This window comes from Flavobacterium bizetiae (genome assembly GCF_024271895.1).
Lineage (GTDB): Bacteria > Bacteroidota > Bacteroidia > Flavobacteriales > Flavobacteriaceae > Flavobacterium > Flavobacterium bizetiae.
The window spans coordinates 4539733-4562971 of sequence record NZ_CP091861.1; the positions used below are offsets into that span (position 1 = coordinate 4539733).

General features: G+C 34.9%; 16 protein-coding genes. 7 read left to right on the forward strand and 9 right to left on the reverse strand.

Going from position 1 to position 23239, the window contains the following annotated elements; genetic code table 11:
- Nucleotides 1-239: 239 nt before the first annotated feature.
- The 6 genes from L0669_RS18955 to L0669_RS18980 all read right to left on the reverse strand — a co-directional run bounded on the left by L0669_RS18955 (nt 240) and on the right by L0669_RS18980 (nt 9892).
- Complete coding sequence (locus L0669_RS18955) at nt 240-1529, reverse strand: DUF4861 domain-containing protein (protein ID WP_263759404.1); 1290 nt, start codon at nt 1527-1529, stop codon at nt 240-242.
- 37 nt (nt 1530-1566) lie between these two features.
- Nucleotides 1567-1896, reverse strand: coding sequence for an L-rhamnose mutarotase (gene rhaM / locus L0669_RS18960; protein WP_173970235.1), 330 nt, complete (start codon nt 1894-1896; stop codon nt 1567-1569).
- Between the two features lie 133 nt (nt 1897-2029).
- On the reverse strand, nt 2030-3100 hold the full coding sequence (locus L0669_RS18965; RefSeq protein WP_263759405.1) for a glycoside hydrolase family protein: 1071 nt from the start codon (nt 3098-3100) through the stop codon (nt 2030-2032).
- 426 nt (nt 3101-3526) lie between these two features.
- Nucleotides 3527-5059 (reverse strand): sialate O-acetylesterase, encoded by a 1533-nt coding sequence (locus L0669_RS18970; protein ID WP_263759406.1) that lies wholly within the window; start codon nt 5057-5059, stop codon nt 3527-3529.
- 156 nt (nt 5060-5215) lie between these two features.
- Nucleotides 5216-6742 carry a RagB/SusD family nutrient uptake outer membrane protein gene (locus tag L0669_RS18975; protein WP_263759408.1) on the reverse strand — a complete coding sequence of 509 codons (1527 nt, stop codon included), beginning with the start codon at nt 6740-6742 and terminating at the stop codon, nt 5216-5218.
- Between the two features lie 6 nt (nt 6743-6748).
- Nucleotides 6749-9892, reverse strand: coding sequence for a SusC/RagA family TonB-linked outer membrane protein (locus L0669_RS18980; protein WP_263759409.1), 3144 nt, complete (start codon nt 9890-9892; stop codon nt 6749-6751).
- 442 nt (nt 9893-10334) lie between these two features.
- Between L0669_RS18980 and L0669_RS18985 the strand changes: the two genes are divergently transcribed.
- Nucleotides 10335-13136: a glycosyl hydrolase gene (locus tag L0669_RS18985; RefSeq protein ID WP_263759410.1), complete on the forward strand. Its 2802-nt coding sequence runs from the start codon at nt 10335-10337 to the stop codon at nt 13134-13136.
- 23 nt (nt 13137-13159) lie between these two features.
- A complete protein-coding gene (locus L0669_RS18990) occupies nt 13160-14284 on the forward strand; it encodes a glycoside hydrolase family 88/105 protein (RefSeq protein WP_263759413.1) in 1125 nt (374 codons plus the stop codon).
- A gap of 116 nt (nt 14285-14400) precedes the next feature.
- Here the strand turns inward: L0669_RS18990 and L0669_RS18995 are convergent, their stop codons facing one another.
- Together L0669_RS18995 and L0669_RS19000 are read right to left on the reverse strand one after the other, a co-directional pair.
- The gene (locus L0669_RS18995) at nt 14401-14847 is read right to left on the reverse strand and encodes a hypothetical protein (protein WP_263759416.1); all 447 of its coding nucleotides are present in this window, start codon (nt 14845-14847) and stop codon (nt 14401-14403) included.
- 180 nt (nt 14848-15027) lie between these two features.
- Nucleotides 15028-15504, reverse strand: coding sequence for a hypothetical protein (locus L0669_RS19000; RefSeq protein ID WP_263759419.1), 477 nt, complete (start codon nt 15502-15504; stop codon nt 15028-15030).
- A gap of 519 nt (nt 15505-16023) precedes the next feature.
- On the opposite strand from L0669_RS19000, the gene L0669_RS19005 reads away from it, so the two are divergent.
- The 5 genes from L0669_RS19005 to L0669_RS19025 all read left to right on the forward strand — a co-directional run bounded on the left by L0669_RS19005 (nt 16024) and on the right by L0669_RS19025 (nt 21141).
- Nucleotides 16024-17115, forward strand: a complete 1092-nt coding sequence (locus tag L0669_RS19005) for a sensor histidine kinase (protein WP_263759420.1) — start codon at nt 16024-16026, stop codon at nt 17113-17115.
- 6 nt (nt 17116-17121) lie between these two features.
- Nucleotides 17122-18453 (forward strand): sigma-54-dependent transcriptional regulator, encoded by a 1332-nt coding sequence (locus L0669_RS19010; protein ID WP_263759421.1) that lies wholly within the window; start codon nt 17122-17124, stop codon nt 18451-18453.
- Between the two features lie 160 nt (nt 18454-18613).
- The gene (locus L0669_RS19015) at nt 18614-19018 is read left to right on the forward strand and encodes a GreA/GreB family elongation factor (protein WP_263759422.1); all 405 of its coding nucleotides are present in this window, start codon (nt 18614-18616) and stop codon (nt 19016-19018) included.
- A gap of 121 nt (nt 19019-19139) precedes the next feature.
- Nucleotides 19140-20120: a helix-turn-helix transcriptional regulator gene (locus tag L0669_RS19020; protein ID WP_263759423.1), complete on the forward strand. Its 981-nt coding sequence runs from the start codon at nt 19140-19142 to the stop codon at nt 20118-20120.
- Between the two features lie 28 nt (nt 20121-20148).
- Nucleotides 20149-21141 (forward strand): helix-turn-helix domain-containing protein, encoded by a 993-nt coding sequence (locus L0669_RS19025; RefSeq protein ID WP_263759424.1) that lies wholly within the window; start codon nt 20149-20151, stop codon nt 21139-21141.
- Between the two features lie 114 nt (nt 21142-21255).
- On the opposite strand, the gene L0669_RS19030 is transcribed toward L0669_RS19025, so the two are convergent.
- Nucleotides 21256-23229 carry an OmpA family protein gene (locus L0669_RS19030; RefSeq protein WP_263759425.1) on the reverse strand — a complete coding sequence of 658 codons (1974 nt, stop codon included), beginning with the start codon at nt 23227-23229 and terminating at the stop codon, nt 21256-21258.
- Between the last annotated feature and the right edge of the window lie 10 nt (nt 23230-23239).

The following is a 23239-nucleotide window of genomic DNA, read 5'->3' on the forward strand; positions in this document are numbered from 1 at the left end:
CTTACGGAGATCCCTCGTTCCTCGGGATGACAAATTTTGCGGCTCATCTTTGCCAAAGGTCTCCGCAATCTTGTCATCCTGACGGAGGAAGGATCACAAACTTTGCGTTTAACAATCTTTGTCGAGCTTCTAGTGTGATCCTTCCTCCGTCAGGATGACAAACTTTGCGGTTAACAATCTTTGCCGAGTTTCTTGCGGAGATCCCTCGTTCCTCGGGATGACAAACTAGGCGGTTTACTTTACTTCACCTCAACCTTAATCTTAGCCGAAAGTTGTTTCGCTAAAGTCGTTACGTAATTCGTAAAATAGGTTGAGTCTTTAAAATTCTTGTCTGCACTTAATTCCCAGCCGGCGATTGGATAATAACTCACTTGCTGATTGTTTTTTGCAGAAAGTTTTATCAAGTATGAATCTGTTAATTTTCCGGTTTTAGGCGCTTCGATATATCCTTTATAAACATTTTTTGGTACAATTACAGCCGTCCCCAAAATCCATTGACGTTCGTAGGTTAGTTTATCATGTTGTATGAAACACACAAAATCTCCGGCATCAATAACTTGTAATGGTTTTTGATTGTTTAGGTTCGAAAATGCTACAACCAATGTTTCGTTTCCTTTTAAACCATTTACTGAAATCGTGTTTTTATACCCATACATTCCCGGCCAAATTGAGCTCGTTTCCTGCGCCTGATATTTATTTCCTGCTGCTTCCCAATTTTGATACGTATAACTTAAAACCGAATTTACAGGTCCTTCGCTCACAATTTTGAATGTTGTTTTTTCAATATTATTTATCGTATCGCTGCCAATAATCCCGAGTCGGTTAATTTTATTATCGATCAATAAAGCAAAACCTCCAAGTCCGGCTGAATTCCCGACAGGGAAAATATCCCTTCCCCAATCGTACATCACGTGGTAATTGTCTTCAACCGCTCCTTTGCTATTAATACCTACATCTTCTGGTGTTATGGCAGGAATTCTTTTTCCGAAAACATCTTTTGAATTTCTTCCGTCCAGATAATGCCTAAATCCTACTTTGTCATTCTCCCAGCTTGGTCCATCGGTTTGGTATTTTTGATAACCTAATTTTTTATGTACCTGATTGGCCATTAAAACTTCTTCCGTCGCCGGATGAACGGGCAGGTTTTTAGCTTCTCGTTTTCCGAATCGTACACTTGTTTTTACCGCAAATTTAGGATCCGTTTCAGACCAGCTTAAGGTTGGTGTTTTTACTTCCTTAGCAGTAAAATCAGTAACCAGAAAAAGTTCGTCCCATTTTCCGTCTCCATCCAAATCATTTAGCTGCGCAGGAATTGTATCATTTTTATAAATTAAAATAGGATAAGTTCCTGTTTGATTATTTAAGGAAAGTTGGTTTCTTTTTATCGAAATGGCTTTTTGAGGCACTTCTATATTTGTGGTGTTTTTTAAAACAATGGTACTTCCTGCCGATTTTTTCTGAGCATTACAACTCGCAAAAATTAATACTGACAATGCAATAGGCGCGTAAAATTTCATAGTATTTTTCATTCTTTTTTATTTTTTATTTGAGGAACAATTTAGTCAATTAATCCAGATGAAAAACCTCTTTTAACACAATTGTTTTGGGCGAATTATCGGCGTTGGTCTCCATTATATCTCCCATATAACTCCACCATTTTTTCACAATAGGATGATTCGGTAAAAAATTAGTATCAAAATCTTTACTCAGTTTTTGAACAGCAAAAAGAGTCAATGTTTTTTCATCCAAAAAAATACTATAATCCTGTATTCCGCTTTCTGAAAGTAAGGTTTGTAACTCCGGCCAGATTGTATCGTGACGTAATTTATATTCGGCTTCAAAACCTGGTTTTAATTGCATTGTAAAAGCATTTCTAACTGTTGTATTATTTTCCATTTTTTCTAATGTTTTTTTGTTAGGCGTAATTTTTTAAACACATCGATGCATCGGTTTTGTATTGTATCCAAAGGCCTTTAAATTTTCAATTCACATAATTTTGCCTCTTTGTTTCTCAGCACCTTAGCATCTTTCAGACTATTTTAAAAATAAATGCTGAAGCAGTTTCATATTTGCCACCTTGCGAAGCGGTAAATAAATAAGTTGCTTTTCCGTTTTGAAACAATAACTGCGGACGTTCTACCCTACCGTAACGATTCAAATGTTTAGGCGCTTCAGGCTGGTTGATGTATTTATTTAAAGGCTGATAGGCAATTTGAGGATCACTCCAGTTTTTCCCGTCATCAGAATCCATATATAAGCCGTAATCTATTCCAAAAACGCCCATATCTCTGGCCAGCATTTTAAATTTCTTGTTTTCGTACCATACAAAAGCGTCTTCGCATTGTTTATTATCTCCCAGTTTAGAAAAATCAATTACCGGATTATGTTCATGTTTTATATAAGGGCCTTGAAGCGATTTGGCAATTGCCAGTCCGTATTTTCTATTTCCCTTAACGGGAAATTTTGGATGCTCATAATTCTCCGTATCTAATGATTTATAATACAACCAATATTCACCATTTGGATGTTTAAGAAACGAAGGGTTGGTCGTCAAAAGATCATCCCAAGCGCCTTCTTTTCCCGGGAGCAATAATGGTTCATCCGGCCTTTGCCAGGGTCCGTAAAGAGAATCTGCAGTGGCTAAGCCAATTCGTTTCGTATTCATTTTTCCGTTAGCATTTCCCATAAAAAACAGGGCATATTTTCCGTCTACAAAATGAATGCTGGGGTTATGACAGGTTGTGGCGTCCCAAAATCCTGTTCCTCTCGGGGCTAAAATCGTGCTTACATATTCATACGGACCTTCCGGACTGTTGGCTACAGCATGCGCAATTTCAGAACTATTGATCCATCCGCTCATGCCTTTTGCTTTGGGCCATCGCGAGAAAAACACATGAATTTTCCCGTCCGGGCCTTCAATCGGACTGTTGCACCAAACGTAATAATCTTCAAATTCTAAAGCGCGCCCTACTGGTCGAAGTCTTTTTTCGAAATCTGAAAGCTTAGGATCGTCTAATAAATTTATGGCTTTCGCCGAAAATGGAAGACAAAGCGCCATAACAGCAAGAGAATTTCCGATTATAAATTGTCTTCTATTCATTTTAGTTTTAATTCAATTAAGATTTATTTTGAACATAGCTGCGTATTTTTTTTTGCCACAGATTACGGGATTAAAAAAGATTAAAATAAAATCTGCTCACCCGAGCGCTCAATCTTATTAAGTTAGAAAATAAATTAATCTCGTAAAGGCGCTAAGACGCAAAGTTTAAACACAATATTGTCATTTCGACCCAGCAGACTTGAGCGATAGCCAACAAGCGAAGCAATCTGCTTAATCTGCCAAATCTGCGTGAAAAAATTTTAAACACATAGAGACATAGATTTTCTGTTTGTCTTGAAGAGCATTAAAAAAAGAAACTGATTTCTTTCACATAGCTATGTGAATTTAAAATAAATGAAATGCCTTTTTTTAATCCCTATAAGCTATGTTTCTACGTGTTTCAAAAAAATAACCACAATGTTTTTTTTACTTTTTATCTGTATTACTTTCCCAATCATCTGTTCTAAAAGGTGAAGCGGGTAAATTTTCATTATTAAATAAATTAGGCTCCGGAATGGCTTTCCAGGCAAAACGAACGGCTATTGGATTTTTTACTTTTGAAGAAGAAACTACCACTGTTTTCCCTTCAATTTTGGCATCGGCAGGGTAAAAAACCTGATCTTCTCCTGCTATTTCAAATTCTTTTAGACTTTCTCCATTTTTCTTTAAACCTGATTCGGCGTAATCAAAAAACAATTGTACTTTTTGTTTTTTAATTTTCATTTCTTTAAAAATAGGTCCTGAATACACGAGTTTATTTTCTCCATAGGTTTTAGCGCGCGCAATCAAAGCCAGTCTGTAGCCTACTGTTTGCTTGTCTATTGGATGAATATTATTGGCGTCTCCAACATCTGTCGTTACGGCCATTCCACTATTCGAGATTGTTTTTAAAGACATTAATTGTGCTTCACGTATTTCAGGAGTTTGTCCTTTGTGAGGTGTAATTTGTACATAATAAAAAGGGAAATCGCCTTGTTTCCATTCTTCTCTCCAGCTTTTTACCATTGCTGGAAATAAGGATCGGTACAAATAGGCTTTTCCTGAATTGCTTTCGCCCTGATACCAAATGGCTCCTTTTATGGTATAATTTACCAGAGGATGAAGCATTGCATTGTATAAAACATACGAGGTTTTGTTGGCTTCTTTTTTAGGTTTTTTCAATTGCCCTTTCTCGGCATTTGCAGCAGCTGCAATTCGTTCGTTGGTCAGGTTTAAATAGTAAGTTTCCAGTTTTTCCTGATATAATTTTTCATTTTTGGCATCTTCCTGCAAAATGGGTAAAAAGGCAACATCTTGTTCTAAAACACTTTGAGCGGTCCACGCTTCTGCTTTTGTTCCTCCCCATGAAGTCGAAATTAATCCAATAGGAACATTTAGTTTTTGATATAAATCTCTTCCAAAGAAATAAGCCACGGCAGAAAAGTTCTGAATACTTTCCGGCGTACAAACTTTCCAGCTTCCTGTAACATCTTCAAGAGGCGTTTGCGAAGCATTTAATGCCACGGTGAATAATCTAATATTAGGAAATGAGGCATTTTTGACTTCTTCTTCATAATTTTTAACTCCGGTTTTCCATGTTTTATCTTCTCTCCCCACAGGAAAAAACATATTCGACTGACCTGAACAAAGCCAGACTTCGCCAATTAAGACATTTTTTAATACAATTGTATTGGATGCATTAATAGTAATATCATACGCTTTTTCGCTCCCCGAAGGTGTTGTAACTGCTGTTTTCCAATTTCCATTGGTATCAGCAATAACTTCTGCCGGAAGATTGTTCCATCCTAAATGAATGGTTATTTTTTCGTTTGGCGCTGCCCATCCCCACAAATTAACTTTTGCATTTTGCTGTAGAACCATATTATCGGCTACTAAAGCGGGCAATTTTACCTGTGCAGAAATGGAGTATTTTACACTAAAAACCAGTAGAAATAAAAGAAATCTTTTTAAGTACATCATCTGAATATTTTTTAATACTAAAACTTTAAATTTAAAACAGTTAAACGGTAAAGGTATCCTGTGCTTTCCTGTTTATTTTCAATTTTAAAACTAAAAAAAAGCTGCCTGAAAAGACAGCTTTTTTTCAAAAAACAAAAATAAAAAAGACTCCAATTATTAATCGTAACCCGGATTTTGATCGTAAAGTCCAGGAACGGCTAAGATTTCTGATAACGGAATTGGATATAACAACGAATTGTTTTCGATTGTTCTGATTTTTCCCTCTGTATCTTCTGCCGCTTTCCAGGCGTTCATAGTCGTTACTGCTTTTCCTGATCTGATCAGGTCAAACCATCTTGTTCCTTCAGAGAAAAATTCTTTTCTTCTTTCTGTAAACAAATCATCCAAAGTAATATTAGAAGCATTTGCCGGAACTCCTGCTCTTGTTCTAACTTTATTTACAATATCATCTACTTCTGCCTGTGAACCTCCGCCACCGTGAAGTGTACACTCGGCCATAAGCATTAATACATCTGTGTAACGCGTTACCATAAAATCTACACCCCAATCTTCACGACCGTTTCCGTATCTCGCAGGATCAATGTATTTTTTAAAAACCGGTAATGTATAACTTCCTTTATAAGTTCCTGTTGCCACTGTATAACTGGTTGCGATACCGTAAATTTTTCTTTTGTCTGTTTCGGCAAATAAATTCAGAAATCCTGTCGAAATTGGTTTTGCTTCAAGAGCTCCCTGTGCTGATAAATTTACTGAAGCAAAATAAGGCTCGTACCCTAACTCTACCATAAAATTACCTCCAACGGCAAGCGGTAAACTTTGAGTGTACGGAATCGTCAATACGTTTTCTTTATTGGTAATTCCTTCTACTTTAAAAATAGTTTCATAATCTGTTCCAAAAGCGTATAAACCACTTAATTTAATATCATTTAATTGTTGATAAGCTTTATCCCATTCGTTTAATCCCAATGTAGCACCATCAATATTATATGTTGGACTTGAACGCGTCATGTATACAAGACCTAATAATGCTTTTGCGCCGTATTTGGTAACTCTTCCGTAATTGGCTGCATCGTATGAAGGAGCAAGATCCGGGATCGCTTGTTCAAGATCTGAAATAATTAATTTATAAACATCTACAACCGGAGTTCTTGGAATTTTTGCAGCTTCGGTCGCGGTCATTGTTTTTTCCATTAACGGAACTCTACCAAACCATCTTACTAAATCAAAGTAGCAGAATGCTCTAAGAAAACGGGCTTCGGCAATCATTGAAGCTTTTTCAGCAGGATTCGTAAAAATCTGATCTCCTTTTTCGGCGATTTTCTCTAATAACTGATTGGCTTTATTAATAGCATTATAATTACTCAGATAGGCTTCTTTCACGTAAGTGTTAGAACTTATCGAAGTATAGAAACTATTAATTCCTTCCCAATCTCTTGAGGCTTGTGTTGTTGCCAGCAAATTATCTGATCTTACTTCGCTTAAATTTAAAACCCTGTTGGCGTAACCGTAAGTGCTTAGTCCGTGAAAAGCTACTGAATATGTAGCATTTCTGGCCTGAACAAAATCGCCCGGTGTAGCATAGAAATTCTCGATTGTTCCCTGAGATAAAGGCAACTGATTCAATTCATCCGTGCAGGATGTCATTGCCAATACTACTGTTAGTAAATAAATATATTTTTTCATTTTATTTTAATTAAAATTAATGTTAAGTCCTATCACTAAAGATTTTGCCAAAGGAGCTCCTCCATAATCTACCGGTACAGAAAAATCGCTGTTTGAACTTGCTGAAGTATTTACCGCTTCAGGATTAAAACCTACTTTATATTTGTTCCAATAGAACCAGTTTTCTCCTGTTACATAAAGTCTCATATTATCGATTCTACTTAAACCTTTAATGGCTTGTCTTAGGTTATATCCAATGGTGATATTTCTAACACTCACATAATCTGACTTGTACAACCAGTCTGAATTGGCCTGATATCCAAAAGAAGTTCTCCAGTTACCTCTTACAGATGGATCTACATTAAGTGAATTCTCAACAGAACCCATTCCGGTACGATCAATCGCTCTTCCTGTTAATCCGTAAACAGTTCCTCCGTTTTGTCCCTGAACTAAAATATTTACGTCGATATCTTTATACTTGAAGGTATTCGTGATTCCCCAAGTATATTTTGGAGTTGGATTTCCTAGATCGACACGGTCATCTGAATTAATTTTTTTATCTCCGTTCTGGTCAATATAGCGAGGATCTCCCAATACTAATTTGTTCCCTCCAATTGTAGTTCCGCCTGCATCGATATCAGCCTGAGTTACTACTCCGTTTTGCTGTAATCCAAATATGGTATACATTGGTTTTCCTACTTCTAATTTTACAAACGGAATTCCTCCGTCGTAGGCATTACTAATTTCAATTTTAGACTGACCTGGTCCCAATGCCAAAACTTTATTTTCGTTGTGACTTAAGTTTGCTGATGTTCTCCACTCAAAATTAGGCGTTTTCACATTTAGAGAACTCAATTCAAATTCCCAACCCTGATTTTGTACCTCACCAACATTAGTAAGATAACTTGTAAATCCAGTCGCCCCAACGATAGGCACTCTTAATAATAATTCGCTATTATTTTTTCTGTATACTTCAAACGTTCCTGAAAGTCTATTTTTTAGAATTCCAAAATCTAACCCAAAATCAACACTTCTTGATTCTTCCCAATGCAATGAAGGGTTTGCGATTGATGACGCTCCCTGTCCTATTGCAGCTGCTCCTCCAATAGAATAATTGTAAGTGGCCAATGTTGCGTATGAAGCATAACTTCCAATATTGTTACTTCCGTTAAGTCCACCGCTCGCTCTTAGTTTTAAGTCGCTAAGCCAATCTACTTTTTGTAAAAACTGTTCTTGTTTTACTCTCCATGCTAATGATAGCGAAGGGAAAACTCCCCATTGTCTGTCTGATCCAAATTTTGAAGAACCATCTCGTCTCACACTGGCAGATAAAATATATTTTTCTTTGTAATTGTACTGCAACCTTGTAAAATAAGATAGTAAAGTACTTTTTTCAGCATTTGTAGATCCTAACGATCCTGTTGGCAATGTTTCAACTGTTGAACTATTGTATAATGCTCCCGAAGATAAGTTCGATCTCATGATTTCGTATGAGCTGAAAGACTGTCCTAACAATACATTGAAGTTATGATCTCCAAATGATTTGTCCCAGTTTAAGGTATTTTCATTTACTAAATTTTGTCTTCTGTAGGTATTATAAGCCCCTCTAATACTCGCCTGAACATCATTTGGCGTATAACTTTCAGTCGTATTATCTGAGTTATCAAAGTTTAATGTCGTTTTCCAGGTAAGTCCTTTTACAAACTGATAACTGGCATAAGTAGAAATCAAAGTTCTGTACATGGAGTTTTTTCCTGTTCTCGCCAATGCGTTTAGCATATTGGTTGTACTACTTCCCCACGCATATCTTGTTGTGTATTTTTCTCCTGCCGCATTAGAAGCGCTTTCAAAAACCGGTGTTGCCGTAAGGGCTTTAAATAACGTATTGTCTTTTCCTTCTACTCCCGGATCGTTTCTGATCGAGTACGATGGCGCAATGTTTATTCCGGTTTTAAAGTTTTCTGATAATTTAAAATCAACATTGGCTCTTGCCGAAAATAAAGTATAATCCGTTCCGATAATGTATCCTGTATTTTTTTGATAATTGGCAGATACATAATAATTCACTACATCTGTAGCTCCCGAAGCCGATAATTGATAGTTGTTGAATTCTCCTGTACGGAAAACTTTATCCTGCCAGTCGATATAATCAAGTCCCGGATGTCCCGGAATGTCCCATCTTTCATCGTACAAATAAGTATAATATCTGGTATTGGCTGTGTTAAGAGGCGCAGTTGGGTTTTTAGCATTATAAGCGGCAATTCTCTCTGCGTTGTTCTGACTTGCCGAAGCTCCTGCAATTCCTGATCCTACCCATTGCGAATCGATCATCGTTTTTGCCCTGTCGATCCATCCCTGTGCAGATAACATATCTACTCTGTTGGCTTCTTTATTTACACCACCATACATATTAAAAGTGAATTTTGTTTTCCCTTTTTTTCCTTTTTTAGTGGTAATTAAAACTACTCCGTTTGAAGCTCTTGATCCGTAAATAGAAGCTGCTGCTGCATCTTTTAATACTTCAATAGATTCTACGTCATTTGGGTTCATATTATCTAAAGGGCTTCCGCTTGAAAATCCACCATTGCTGTTAGATCCTTCTGTATAAATAGGAAATCCGTCTACCACGTACAAAGGTTCATTTCCTGCCGTAATTGATCCAGATCCCCTGATTTCGATACTAAAAGGCTGACCCGGTAAACCCGTTGTTTGCTTGACACGAACACCGGCTACCTGCCCTATTAATCCCTGATCGATTCTGGAAATTGGTCGCTCTGTAAAGTTTTCTGTTTTAATACCTGAAATGGCACCTGTAGTTAATTTTTTCTTTTGGGTTCCGTACCCTATCACTACTACTTCATTTAAGTTTGAACTCTCTGCATCTAAAGAAACATTGTAAGTAGTTGAAGCTCCTATTTTTATTTCTTTTTTCAAAAATCCCACGAAAGAAAAAACCAGGGTTTCTCCTTCAGATACCTTTATGCTGAATTTTCCATCAAAGTCAGTACTAGCTCCTCTATTGGTTCCCTTCACAATTACATTGGCTCCCGGAATAGAGAGTTTAGACGGATCAGTAACTGTTCCTGTAACCGTTTTTTCTTGCCCATAAACCGATCCGTGCAGCAAAGCAAAGAAGGCCATAATCAGCAAAAGATTAAGCTTGTTTTTCATAAAAGTTAAATTTTGGTTAGTTTAATAGTTTTTTCAAATTTATCCAGAACTTGTATTCGTGGCATCCTGTAGTATCCTGTTAGATTTCAGCGTCTTATAGGGTTTTTATATTTATTTTAAGACAAAAATCCCACAACTGACTGATTTACAATCGCTAAATAAATTGAAAGAATAATAAATATCATATCAAAAATTTAAATAAAATATTTTTTATCATTTGATATTTATTTTTATAAAAAAAGAAGAATTATAAAATAAGTAGGTACATTCATTAAGTATTTCATTTTTGGATATAATTACCAAAAACAGGATGCTACAGGATAGCCTTTTGATACGATACTAATACTTTTACTTTTATTACTACTATAAAATTGTCCTGGCATAATTTTTTAATAATGTGAAGTGATTAATTTAGTAACCACTAAAACTTTTGAGTAAAATAATGAAAATAACCAAATCAAACCTCTTTATTACATTATTCTTTTCCTGCGCCCTCAGCACTTTTGCACAGGAAACATCCGGTTCTCCCTGGCCAAAATCAACCAACATTAATCAGCCCTGGACGCGTTGGTGGTGGATGGGAAGTGCTGTCGATAAACCCAACCTGAAGAAGAGCCTTACTGACTTTTACAAAGCCGGAATTGGCGGTGTCGAGATCACTCCTATATATGGTGTAAAAGGAGAAGAAAATAATTTTATCGATTATCTCTCTCCAAAATGGATGGAAATGCTGGATTATACTATTCATATTGCTGATAGTCTGCACATGCAGGTCGATATGGTTTTAGGAACAGGCTGGCCTTACGGAGGTTCGCATGTCACTTTGCCTCATGCAGCTTCAAAACTAATTGTAGAAAAATATCCTGTAAAGAAGGACGAGACTTTCAATAAAAATATTACACTTACCAACAGCAAAGAAAAAGTACCTGCCGACCTTTTGTATGTTGTAGCTTATGCAAGTGATGGTACTTATATCAACTTAACAGATCAGTTAAAGAAGAATAAAGTGAATGCCAAAGACAAAGGAATTGAAGGCAATCACGTTGCTTTACCCGATACATCAGAACCAAACAAACTGAACTGGAAAGCCAATAAAAAAGATTATACTATTTATGCCGTTTTTAGCGGAAAAACAGGACAGGAAGTAAAAAGGGCTGCACCGGGCGGAAAAGGATATACTTTAGACCATTATTCTGAGGAAGCTCTTAATGCTTATGTAGTGCCTTTTAATACCGCTTTTAAAGGTCGCGAAGGAAAAATCAGGGCTATTTTTAATGATAGTTTTGAAGTTTACGGAACTGATTTTACTCCGAATTTTTTCGAAGAATTTAAAGCCTTACGTGGTTATGACCTTAAAAAAGAACTACCTCTTTTGCTGAATGAAACTGATAATGAAATTGGTAACAGAATCAGAAGTGATTACAGGCAAACGATTGGCGATTTATTACTGAATAAATTTGATTTATCATGGACAAAATGGGCACATTCTAAAAACTTTAAAACCAAACTTCAGGCGCATGGTTCTCCCGGCAATCTCATCGATTTATATGCCTCGGCAGATATTCCTGAATGCGAAACTTTTGGATCAATGCCTTTTGATATTCCGGGTTTCAGACGTGAAAAAGAAGATATTCGCGAAGGCGATGCTGATCCGGTAATGCTGAAATTCTCCTCGTCGGCTGCTCATATATCGGGCAAAAATCTGGTTTCATCAGAGACTTTTACGTGGCTTAGAGAACATTTTAAAACGGCATTATCGCAATGCAAACCTGAGGTCGAAGATTTAATGCTCAACGGGGTCAATCACGTTTTCCTGCACGGATCTACTTATTCGCCAGAAAGAGCTGCATGGCCGGGATGGCAATTTTATGCTTCTGTAAATTTTAATGCCAATAATGCTATTTGGGAAGACGCTCCGGCTTTATTCTCTTACATCTCCAATTGCCAGTCTTTGTTGCAACAAGGAAAACCGGATAATGAAATCCTGCTTTACTGGCCCATTTTTGATACATGGGACAAATATCAAAAAGGCAATTTGTTCTTTCAGTTCAAAATACATTCTTTATCAGAATGGTTATACGATACCTCTTTTTATGACACCACAAAAAGTTTAATAAAAAAAGGATATGGTGTAGATTTTATCTCTGACAACTTTATAGCTGATGCAAAAGTGGTGAATGGGAAAATAATGCTACCGGGCGGCAGCTTTAAATCGCTGATTATTCCGTCTTGTAAAAAAATGCCGCTTGCTACTTTGCAAAAATTAATTGAACTTAAAAAAGCAGGCGGATCTATTATTTTTGAAGGATTACCGGAATCGGTTCCCGGATTTAATGATTATAAAAAACAGGAAGAAAAACTTCAAAATCTTTTAGCCACAAATAAAGAACTTATCCAGCCTGCTCCGGATGTTTTTAAAGCTTTAGAAAGTGCACAGTTGTATCCTGAAACGCTTGTTGATACCGGTTTAAAATATACCCGAAGAGCTATCGATGGCGAAAAAATATATTATTTGGTCAATCATACTCCAAAAACAATAGAAACTTTTATTCCGCTTCAGATTGGGAATAAGGAAGTGGTAATTTTCGATCCGTTAACGAGAGATTATGGCAATGCAGTTGTTACTAAAAATGCCACTACAACATTAGTTAAAATTAAAATAGCACCGGGTCAATCTTATTTTCTAAAAACAGAAAATACGGCTTCGCAAAAAAAATGGAATTATTATGAAGCTTCTGCTGATGCCATTGCTTTAAAAGGAAACTGGAAAATAACTTTTGACAAAGGCGGTCCGCAATTGCCTGCAAGTGCAACGGTATCGCATCTTGAATCCTGGACAAAATTAAGTCCCGAAGCGGAGGCATTTTCCGGAAGCGCAACTTATACCTTAGAGTTTGACAAACCAAATGCTAAAGCAGATCAATGGAGCTTAAATTTAGGAGATGTTCGCGAAAGTGCCAAAGTCTGGCTTAATGATGAATTTATTGGTACAGCGTGGTCAGTTCCTTATCAATTGAATATTAACAAACTAAAATCAGGAAAAAACAAACTCAAAATTCAGGTTACGAATCTCTCTGCCAACAGAATCAGAGATAAAGAACTGAAGGGCGAAGAATGGAAGATTTTTTACGAAATCAATATGGTCGATAAAGATTATAAAAAATTCGATGCCACAAAATGGGAACCTATGCCATCTGGATTATTAGGTCCGGTTACAATTACCCCACTCAAACAACAGAACTAATTATTAAAATAACGAATACTAAAATGAAAAAATTACTTTTATTTTTCGCTATATGCCTTTCATATACTCATTCAGCCCATGCTCAACAGCCCTTTGATAAAAAATTGGTGCTCAAACAAATGATGCTTGCCAATGATTATTTTATGCAGAAATGGCCTGAAACAGGAAAAACAATCATTACCAATAAAGAACGTCCCAGTAATATCTGGACGCGCGGAGTGTATTATGAAGGACTGATGGCCTTACACGAAATTTATCCTAAAGAAGCTTATTATGATTATGCCTACGCCTGGTCTGAGTTTCATAAATGGGGATTTAATGGCGGAAATACTACCCGAAATGCCGATAATTATTGTGCAGCCCAAACCTATATCGATTTGTATAATCTGGAGCCGGATCCTAAAAAACTGAAGAACACGAAAGCGAATATTAATATGCTTTTAAACACTCCTCAACTAGACGACTGGTCGTGGATTGATGCGATACAAATGGGAATGCCGGTTTTTGCCAAATTGGGAGTTTTAGAAAAAGACAATCGCTATTTCGAAAAAATGTACCAAATGTATATGTACTCAAGGGATAAACATGGCGATCACGGGCTTTATAATCCTAAAGATGGTTTGTGGTGGCGTGATGCTGATTTTGATCCTCCGTACAAAGAACCTAATGGCGAAGATTGTTACTGGAGCCGCGGAAATGGCTGGGTAATTGGCGCTTTGGCAAAAGTACTAACGATTATTCCTGAAAATGCACCGCACAGGGCACAATACGTAAAAGATCTAAAAGCGATGACTGCTGCTTTGGTTCCGATTCAGAGAGCGGATGGTTTCTGGAATGTAAGCCTGCATGATCCAACTAATTTTGGAGAAAAAGAAACTTCGGGTACGGCATTATTTGTTTATGGAATGGCTTACGGAATCAACAGTGGGATTTTGAAAAAAGAAACTTACCTGCCGGTTATTCAGAAAGCATGGAATGCTATGACAACCGAAAGTTTGCACACGAATGGTTTTTTAGGCTATTTGCAATCGACAGGAAAAGAACCTAAAGACGGTCAGCCTTTATCTTATGATAAAATTCCGGATTTTGAAGATTACGGATTAGGATGTTTTTTACTCGCCGGGTCTGAAATTTATAAAATGAAATAATCCATTTTATTCGTATTTCTTATAAAAAAAAGCAGGATATCTTAAAATAAGATTCCTGCTTTTTTTTACTCCAATTATGACTACTTAATTGGAAACCGAATTATAATAAACCTAATTTACATTAGAAAAAATAACGCTTTATAGAAACTATTAAACTGTGTCGAAATTATATTCGAAGCGGGAAAATTCATTTCCGGCTTTTCCGGTCTTACATCTTTACCCTGAAAATATAATTTTAATTCTTTAATAATTTCAAATCTTGTCTTTGAACTGTCTAGCAAGATTAAACTTTTGACTTCTTGTAAAAAAGATAAACTGTCATGAAGCTGTTTATTAAACAAACAAACCAAAACATTTGATCCTTTTTTCTCTAATTGCAAAAATTCTACCAGTTCAGACTTATCATAGACCACAAAAATAGATCGGTCAAATTCTGTTGATTCATTTTCATTTTGATACAAAAAAGGATTTTCAAAAAAATCAAATTCACTTTTGAACCTTCTCTTAAACATCTTTAAAAAAACTCCTTTATTATCACGCACTAAAATTCTTTCTTTCTCCATCTTTAATTTCTCTAAATGTATCAGAATGTAGCTGGTTTATTTTTTTTAACAAACTGAACTACAACACTAATAATCAATCACTTTAAATATTTTGGCAAAGATACTTTAGTCAATCCTAACACGATGACACAATAAGGTTTAAAACAAACAGATTAAGGTTTTTTTTTAAACCATTCAGGACTAGACTTTTGTAACCCGAGTGACATTACTTTCAACAAAAGCAATTAACTCGTCCATTTTTCGGTCATTATTGTCTTTATTCGAAATAGAAATAATATAGCGGTTTCTGTCTTTTATATAAAGAAAAAAGAAATCCTTGGTTAATATCGCTTTTTCAATCTGACTCCATTTATGAACAATTTCTCCCATGGGCGAATGAACGCAAATGTTTGAATTGGTAAAACTGAATTTGTATTTTTTGCAAAATCTATCGTGTTTCAGTATTTTTTTAGTGAATTGAAAAATGCCTCTGCTTATTGCATTTACCAATGAATACTGAAATGAAAAAAATAGTATAATGAGCACGAGATTGCGCACCAGCCATATAATATAATCGATATCATCGTTGAGATCGAAAAAATCGAAAAAAACAGCAAAGAGTAAAGCAATTCCTGAAAAAATGATCACCCGGTCTTTATACAGGTTTTTAAAGTACATTTTATTCAACTTTCGGATCTCGCCTATATTTAACTCAAACTCCAGGTCAAAACTAGAAGCATTCATATTGTGGATTTTATTTGTAATTGGATCATTCTAAGTATTACAGTCTATTTATTTTCTTAAAAAACAGCTCTGTAACAACAAATTCAAAATTAATTCAATCCCTCCTCTTCCATTCCCTAATCAAGACATTAAAGTATCAAAATAAGACTTTTTGCAGGGATGACAGAAAAAAACATAAAAATCAGGATTTAATATGTTTATAAAATGATCTAACTAAAAAGCGTTTTCATTCAAATACAATTCTTACATTTTATTTTGCGTTTTTATAGATCAAAAAATGATATACGAATGCCATTAAAAGTTATTAGTATATTAGAATAAGACGAATAATCAATTTCTATTTAGTTTGTTTTCAAATAGTTAAATAAAATCATAATTAATATTCTTTATATAAAATATTGAATTACTTTTGGTTTTAATTTAAAATCATTATAAATAATTTCCTACAAATTAATGAAACTTATTCTTACAGAAAGAAAACTTCAGGAGAGAGTTAAAGAATTAACCTGCCTTTATGAGATTTCTAAAACAATATCCCGAACAACATCCATAGAAAAAAACACTTTAAAAAAAATAATAATCAGTACAAAAAAGGCCTGGCATTACAGCGATGATGCTATTGTTGAAATACAGGTTCCGGACTACAATTTATTATCCACTACACTGGAAATTCCTACGATTTGTCAAACTGGCATTATACGCGTTGCTAATTCTATTGTAGGTTATATTAAAGTACATTATCCAAAAAATAAATACAATGCCCATGATTTTTTAAAAGAAGAACAAAAACTACTTGACACAATTGCATTTGAAATTGGCAATTATCTGGAGAAATTTAAAAATATCGCCAAAAAACAGCTTTTAATGCGAACGGTAGAACGAATAGACCGACTGTCTGTTCTGGGCGAAATGACAGCAGGTATTGCGCATGAACTCAATACGCCGCTGGGCAATATATTAGGTTATGCCGAACTAATCAAAAGTACCAATACTCATCCTGAAATTGATGCTGATATTTCGACCGTAATACATTCTGTTATTTACTGTCGCGAGATCGTAAAAAAATTGATGTTTTTTTCCTGCGAAATGCCGCAACAATTAAAATTACAGGAAATTAAGCCTATTGTAACTTTTGCGATGTCGTTTCTTAAACAAAACTTTCAGGAAAAAAATATCAAAAATGAACTGGTTTTTAAAAATGATACTATCATGGCAAAAGTAGATGAAGTACAACTCACACAAGTTTTCTTTAATTTACTTATAAATGCCCTACACGCCTCTCCTAAAAAAGCTACTATAAAAACCATTATAGAAAGTGATGCACAAAACTTATTCATCACCATCGAAGACCAGGGAACTGGGATTCCTGAAGCTATCAAACCCAAAATATTTGAACCATTTTTTACGACAAAGACAACAAATAAAGGCTGTGGACTTGGACTAAGCGTAGTTCACGGGATTATTAAAAATCATAATGGGGAAATTGTGGTGCAAAACAACCAGCCAACGGGAACCATTTTTAGTATACAATTACCTTTAAACTAATTAGAAATGGGTTTAATAAAAGAAAACATTCTTATCGTAGATGATAACTCTGATATGCTGGATTTGATTCAGCGCCATGTAAAATCCTTTAATTATCATACTTATAAAGCATCGTCTGTAAGTGAAGCGCTCGACGTGCTAAAATATACTGATATTCATTTATTGATTACAGATCTTAATATGCCTGACATTAATGGTATAGAGTTATTAAAGTATACTGAAGAACATCATCCACTGATACCAAAACTGGTGGTTACGGGTCTTAATTCTATTGATAATGCGGTAAATGCTATTAAATCCGGAGCACTTGATTATCTGAACAAACCGTTTACAAGCGAGGAGCTTCAAAAAGCGATCGAAAATTCGCTGGTTAAAACCAAAACGAGTTTAAAACATTTGTCTCACAAAGCTACGGTATCGGCTGAAAAAAGTAATTATGCCGATCTTATTGGCCGTTCAGAAGATTTTAAACAATTAGTAGAAATAATCGAGCGCGTAAAAGATACTACCGTAAATGTATTGATCGAAGGCGAAAGCGGTACAGGGAAAGAACTGATTGCAAAAGCCATTCACTCTAAAGGCGCATTTGCCCACATGCCTTTTATTTCGGTCAACTGTGGTGCAATTCCCGAGAACCTAATAGAATCAGAACTATTCGGATATGCAAAAGGTGCCTTTACCGGCGCTCTGGAATCTCAGGTAGGCTTGTTTCAGGCAGCATGCGGGGGAACTATTTTTTTAGATGAAATTGCCACGGCTCCATTAGCGGTTCAGACCAAACTTTTGCGTGTTATACAGGAAAAAGAAATTACTAAAATAGGCTCCAGAAAAGCTGAAAAAATCGAGGTACGCATCATTTGTGCCACCAATAACGATTTACATAAAATGGTGCTGGAGGGCAATTTTAGGGAAGACTTATATTATCGAATTAATGTCGTAAATATAAAAACGACTCCGTTAAGAGATAAAAAGGAAGACTTATTACTACTGATTAACAACTTTATAAAAAAATATGCTGTAGCCTATAATAAACCGGATATTTCGATTCACGAAAAAGCGATACAAATACTATTGCGTTACTCCTGGCCAGGAAATGTCAGGGAACTGGAAAATATCATTCAGCGTATGATTATTATGGCTGATGATAGTATCAATATCCAGCATATCCCTGAACATCTAAAATATCATATTGCCGAAAAAAGTACAGTTTTTAAAACATTAAAAGAATATGAAAAAGAACAAATTATAAAAGTACTTCATGCAGTGAATAACAATAAAACAAAAGCTGCAAAAATTTTAAAAATAGATCGTAAAACACTTAATCTGAAAATATCCTGAATTCGCGTAATTATTACCCAAACGATACTTTATTCCTAAGCTTAAAACAAAAAAATAATGGATGACTGTTTACTATCAAATTGATGAACAGTCAAGTATCATTTTGTCTACGCTTTAGGCATATCTTTTGTCTTTTGGTCGAAAATTAAACTTGCCTGCTATGAAATATAAACAAATAATCATCGAAGAAAAAGAATTTGAATTATTAAAAAACGGTCTGACAACAGCACAAAACAACAGTGATCGCAATTATAATTTATCGATTAGAAGATTGAAAAAAGAGCTGCTGTCGGCAAAAATAGTCCCTATAAATGACATTCCTGAAGATGTTATACGAATGAATTCTACTGTAACGGTACAAATGCGAACTAATATAATAAGAGAATTTACTATTGTACCGCCCGAAAAAAGCAATCTCGACCAAAATAAACTGTCTGTATTGTCTCCTATGGGGCTGGCATTATTAGGATATGCGACTAATGATACCATTTTATGGCAATTTCCGGACGGTGAGACCACTATAACAATTTTACAAGTAACTCAAAGCTATAATTACTCTCATTAATCCCTAATATGAAAACAAATTAACAGTTTTAAATACAATCAACTAACCACAACTATCTATAAACTAAAATATTACACAAAAATTCATAAAAAAAATTTAACTTTATAAAAAATACTTTTCAGTGAAAAAAATCGAACACTATTATAGTGCTGACTTAGAATGGGTAGAACCCTTTGCTAAACAGCTCGAAGGAAAAGTTGATGGCAATTTTATTATTGTTCCTGAAAGCATTCAAACAGGGACACGCTATATTTTAGATTGTGGAGAAGGTATCATTGCCTATTATATTGATGTAAAATATCATAAGGACCTTCATTTGATTCAGAAAAACTTAAGCAACGATTTTGTTGGGATTTATTATAATCTTACCGAAGGTGAGGCCCAATTATCGACTAATAATTTCATGAACGATATAGGCCGCTGGAAATATAACCTTGCTGTTATTGATGCTGCCCTCGAATCTGAATATTACGTAAAAAAAGGCAGTACAACATTTGCTTTGTGCATATTTATAAAAAAGTCTATGATCGAAACTTTTGCTATAAAAAATAATATTCATCTTCGGGATATCGATAAAATGACCAATCCTAAAAAAAATACCATTGTAAGATTTGACAGGATGAGCAGTGATAGTTTTCACATTTTAACAGATTTACGCAAACTTAAAGTGGGCGGTCCTGTATTCGATTTGAATTTAACAGGATCTATACATATGCTGCTTTCTAATTATCTGAAAAAGATGGCGCTAAACAGGGTAATTATTCAGATGGTGAACAAAACCGATTTAAAGAAAATCATAGCGACTCAAATGTTTCTGATTGAGCACATCAAAGAGCCTTTTCCAAGTATTCACATAATGGCCAATATGGCTAACATGTCTGAGTCTAAATTTAAAAATTTATTCAAGAAGATTACAGGTATGACGCCCAATGCTTTTTTTATGGATAACAAAATGATCATGGCCAAAGAATTGATTGAAAGCAAACAATTCTCTATCTCTCAGGTTTCAGACGAACTTAATTTTACTAATAATTCTTATTTCGCATCAAAATTTAAAGAACATTTTGGCTTATCGCCAAAGGTATATCTCAAGCAACTATAATTGATTTTTAGAAACAACTCTATTATTTATGAAAAAATTCACTCATTTCTACAGTCTAACTCCGGAATGGCAATACCAGCTCGCTAAGGAAATGAACGGTGAACTTATTGATGATACGATAATTGTTATCCCTGAATCTCTTGGTCACGGTCATTCTTATTTTACACAAATCACTCCTGGTATCTCAGTATTATTTATGGATTTTGTCCTGAAAGAAGAGGTAAAAATTAACCGGCTTAAATCTGATAATGAACTTTATATTTTGCATTTTGATTTGAGCGAACATATTAATATGATTACTATTAATGATATTAATTTTAAAATTGGTTCTTATGACAATCTTGGCCTTGCTATTATCGACAATAAAATCGAAAGTTCGTTTCAACCGGCAGTAAACGAACGAACATTGGCATTACGTTTATTGGTTGATAAAAGACTGCTTACTGATTTTTTAAAGAACCATCCGAGCGAAGATTATAGTAAAAGAAAAATTACAGTGCCTAAAAATTCTCTGTATTATTACGATAATATCGACAGCAATAGTATTTTACTGATCAGGTCTCTCAAAGAGAGATCGATGTTCGAACCTACTTTTGGTCCTTATCTGAAAGGGATTTCCCTGAAACTTTTAGGAAATTTCTTAAATCGATATGAAAACTCAAAGACTGTTGAAAATGAAATTACCGAACTCGAAATTGAAGCGGTTACCAAAACAAGAACTTTTCTTTTGGATAACCTAAACAATCCGTTTCCTTCTGTGACATATTTATCCGAAATGGCCGGAATGTCGCCATCCAAATACAAAATGCTTTTTAAAAGGCGTTTTAATACTTCTCCTAATAATTTCTTTATTAAAGAAAAAATGCTGCTGGCAAACAAGCTACTACAAAGTGGTGATTACCATACTTTAACCGAGGTGATTTATGAACTTAACTATACTAAATTAAGTTATTTTACCTCTAAATATTTTGACTTTTTTCATAAAAAACCTTCTGAGGATTTTAGAAAAAAAATCAAATAATCTATAAAAAAAGACTTCGTTTTATAATTGATTACGAAACTGTTTTCATCTTTAATAGCATAAAAAAAGGGCATCTCATAATAAGATGCCCCTTTACTTTATTGTCCGTTTATTTTATAAATGTATTATAAATTCTGAACGCCTGTTTAATTCGTGTTCCTGTTCTGTACATTTCACACCGTTAGAACAATGATTCAACAGCTGTGTTTCTCCGTATCCTTCTCCGCTGATTCTTCCTTTGGCAATACCCGCTTTGATGATATAATCTACGGTAGATTTTGCTCTGTTTTTAGAAAGTTTCATATTAAATTCGTCTCTTCCTCTACTATCTGTATACGAATTTACCTGTATAGAAATATGTGGACGATCTTTCATTAATGAGATTACTTTTTCTAATTCTTTTTTAGACGATTGTCTGATATTGTATCCGTTAAAATCAAAATAAATTGGTTTTAGTTTTAACTTATCTGTTAAATCATCTCCTTCCTGAATTGTTACTAGATTTCCATCTACAACAACTTCCATTTCCTTAACGATTTCAAAACTCACCTCTTTTTTCTCCAGTGGTTTTAACTGCTCAACAAATACTGTTTTTTCAGCATATTTTGGTTTGCTAAATAGCAATTTAGTATCTTGATAAGGATCTAACAGCATCGTATATTTTCCTTCACTGTCTGTTTTTGCTGTACCAATTACTTCTTTATCTGAATTGAATAACTGAACATTAAAATCCTGAACCGGCTTACCGCTTTCTGTAATCGTACCAAAAACCAATGGTCTGATTTCAAAATCAAAACTTACCGGCCTGTTTTCTGTAAACCCGTAAATATCGTCGTTACCACTTCTGTTCGAAGAAAAGTACCCTTTTTTAGTTTTACTCTGCACCGCATAAGCAAAATCATCTGAGCTTGTGTTTACGCCATCACCAAGATTTACTACATGATACTTTCCTGTTTCATCTTTTATAGCAGCATATACATCTAAACCACCAAGTCCCGGATGTCCGTCTGAAGAAAAGTATAAAATACCTGATGAATCGACAAATGGATAAGTTTCACGACCCGGCGTATTAATCTCGTCTCCTAATTTAGTTAAATCATTACTTACATTGTATCCTTTTTTAAGGCTTACTACATACAAATCAGAGTTTCCAAATTTATTGTTTCGGTCTGAAGCAAAATAAAGTTCGGTTTCGTCTGAACTCAGCGCAGGATGTGCTGATGAAAATCCGTCACTGTTAATAGGATAAGGCAACTCTTTTACATTTTTCCATTCGCCTTTTACGTTTTCGGCTCTGTAAATTTTCAGGTATGTTGTTCCTTTTTTATCTGTTCCCAATTTACCGTCAATAAAGTTATTTCTGGTAAAGAACATTGTTTTACCGTCTTTTGTAATCGCCGGACTACTCTGATGGTATCTTGTATTAACATCTCCTTTTACTAAAACGGGGTTTTGCAAACCACCATCTACGGCAATATCTGCAGTATATAATTTCAGGAATGATTTCTCGTTCCAGGAATGTTTGCGTTTTACAATGACACCGGTATCTTTTGCTGATGCGTACATAACTTTGTCATTTTCGTAAAAAGCAGTACCAAAGTCTGAAAAAGGAGTGTTTATTTCTACCGGCTTTAATGAATATCTGCCAGATTGTTTGTTTATTTCTGAAAGTAGTTTTGTTCCATTCCAATTTTGACTCGCGTCTTTTTGTCCTGATTTAGCGTAATAGGTTTTCATTACCGCCTCAGATTGTGCATAATTCTGACTGTTATTAAGTGCCTGGGCATATCTGAAATAATATTCAGGAGTAACAATATTAGAGCTATTCATAATTTTTGAGTATGCTGCGGCTGCGGCTGCATAATCACCATTATAATAATGACAGTCTCCAAGCTTTGTATACGCTTCTACAGAGTTATTTCCTTTCTCAATTTCTCTGGTGTATAATTTAGCGGCTTCTACGAAGGCAAATTTATCAAATGCTTCATTTGCTTTTTCTAATTTTTTATCCTGTGCATTTGCGCTTGTCATACTTAATAGACAGGTTACTAAAAAGATAAAAGCAATTTGTAGTTTTTTATAATTCATAGTGTTTGTA

Coding starts and splice junctions, on each gene's coding strand:
- L0669_RS18955 (WP_263759404.1), bottom strand. CDS start 1,529: ATGAAAAATACTATGAAATTTTACGCGCCTATTGCATTGTCAGTATTA.
- rhaM (WP_173970235.1), bottom strand. CDS start 1,896: ATGGAAAATAATACAACAGTTAGAAATGCTTTTACAATGCAATTAAAA.
- L0669_RS18965 (WP_263759405.1), bottom strand. CDS start 3,100: ATGAATAGAAGACAATTTATAATCGGAAATTCTCTTGCTGTTATGGCG.
- L0669_RS18970 (WP_263759406.1), bottom strand. CDS start 5,059: ATGATGTACTTAAAAAGATTTCTTTTATTTCTACTGGTTTTTAGTGTA.
- L0669_RS18975 (WP_263759408.1), bottom strand. CDS start 6,742: ATGAAAAAATATATTTATTTACTAACAGTAGTATTGGCAATGACATCC.
- L0669_RS18980 (WP_263759409.1), bottom strand. CDS start 9,892: ATGAAAAACAAGCTTAATCTTTTGCTGATTATGGCCTTCTTTGCTTTG.
- L0669_RS18985 (WP_263759410.1), top strand. CDS start 10,335: ATGAAAATAACCAAATCAAACCTCTTTATTACATTATTCTTTTCCTGC.
- L0669_RS18990 (WP_263759413.1), top strand. CDS start 13,160: ATGAAAAAATTACTTTTATTTTTCGCTATATGCCTTTCATATACTCAT.
- L0669_RS18995 (WP_263759416.1), bottom strand. CDS start 14,847: ATGGAGAAAGAAAGAATTTTAGTGCGTGATAATAAAGGAGTTTTTTTA.
- L0669_RS19000 (WP_263759419.1), bottom strand. CDS start 15,504: ATGTACTTTAAAAACCTGTATAAAGACCGGGTGATCATTTTTTCAGGA.
- L0669_RS19005 (WP_263759420.1), top strand. CDS start 16,024: ATGAAACTTATTCTTACAGAAAGAAAACTTCAGGAGAGAGTTAAAGAA.
- L0669_RS19010 (WP_263759421.1), top strand. CDS start 17,122: ATGGGTTTAATAAAAGAAAACATTCTTATCGTAGATGATAACTCTGAT.
- L0669_RS19015 (WP_263759422.1), top strand. CDS start 18,614: ATGAAATATAAACAAATAATCATCGAAGAAAAAGAATTTGAATTATTA.
- L0669_RS19025 (WP_263759424.1), top strand. CDS start 20,149: ATGAAAAAATTCACTCATTTCTACAGTCTAACTCCGGAATGGCAATAC.
- L0669_RS19030 (WP_263759425.1), bottom strand. CDS start 23,229: ATGAATTATAAAAAACTACAAATTGCTTTTATCTTTTTAGTAACCTGT.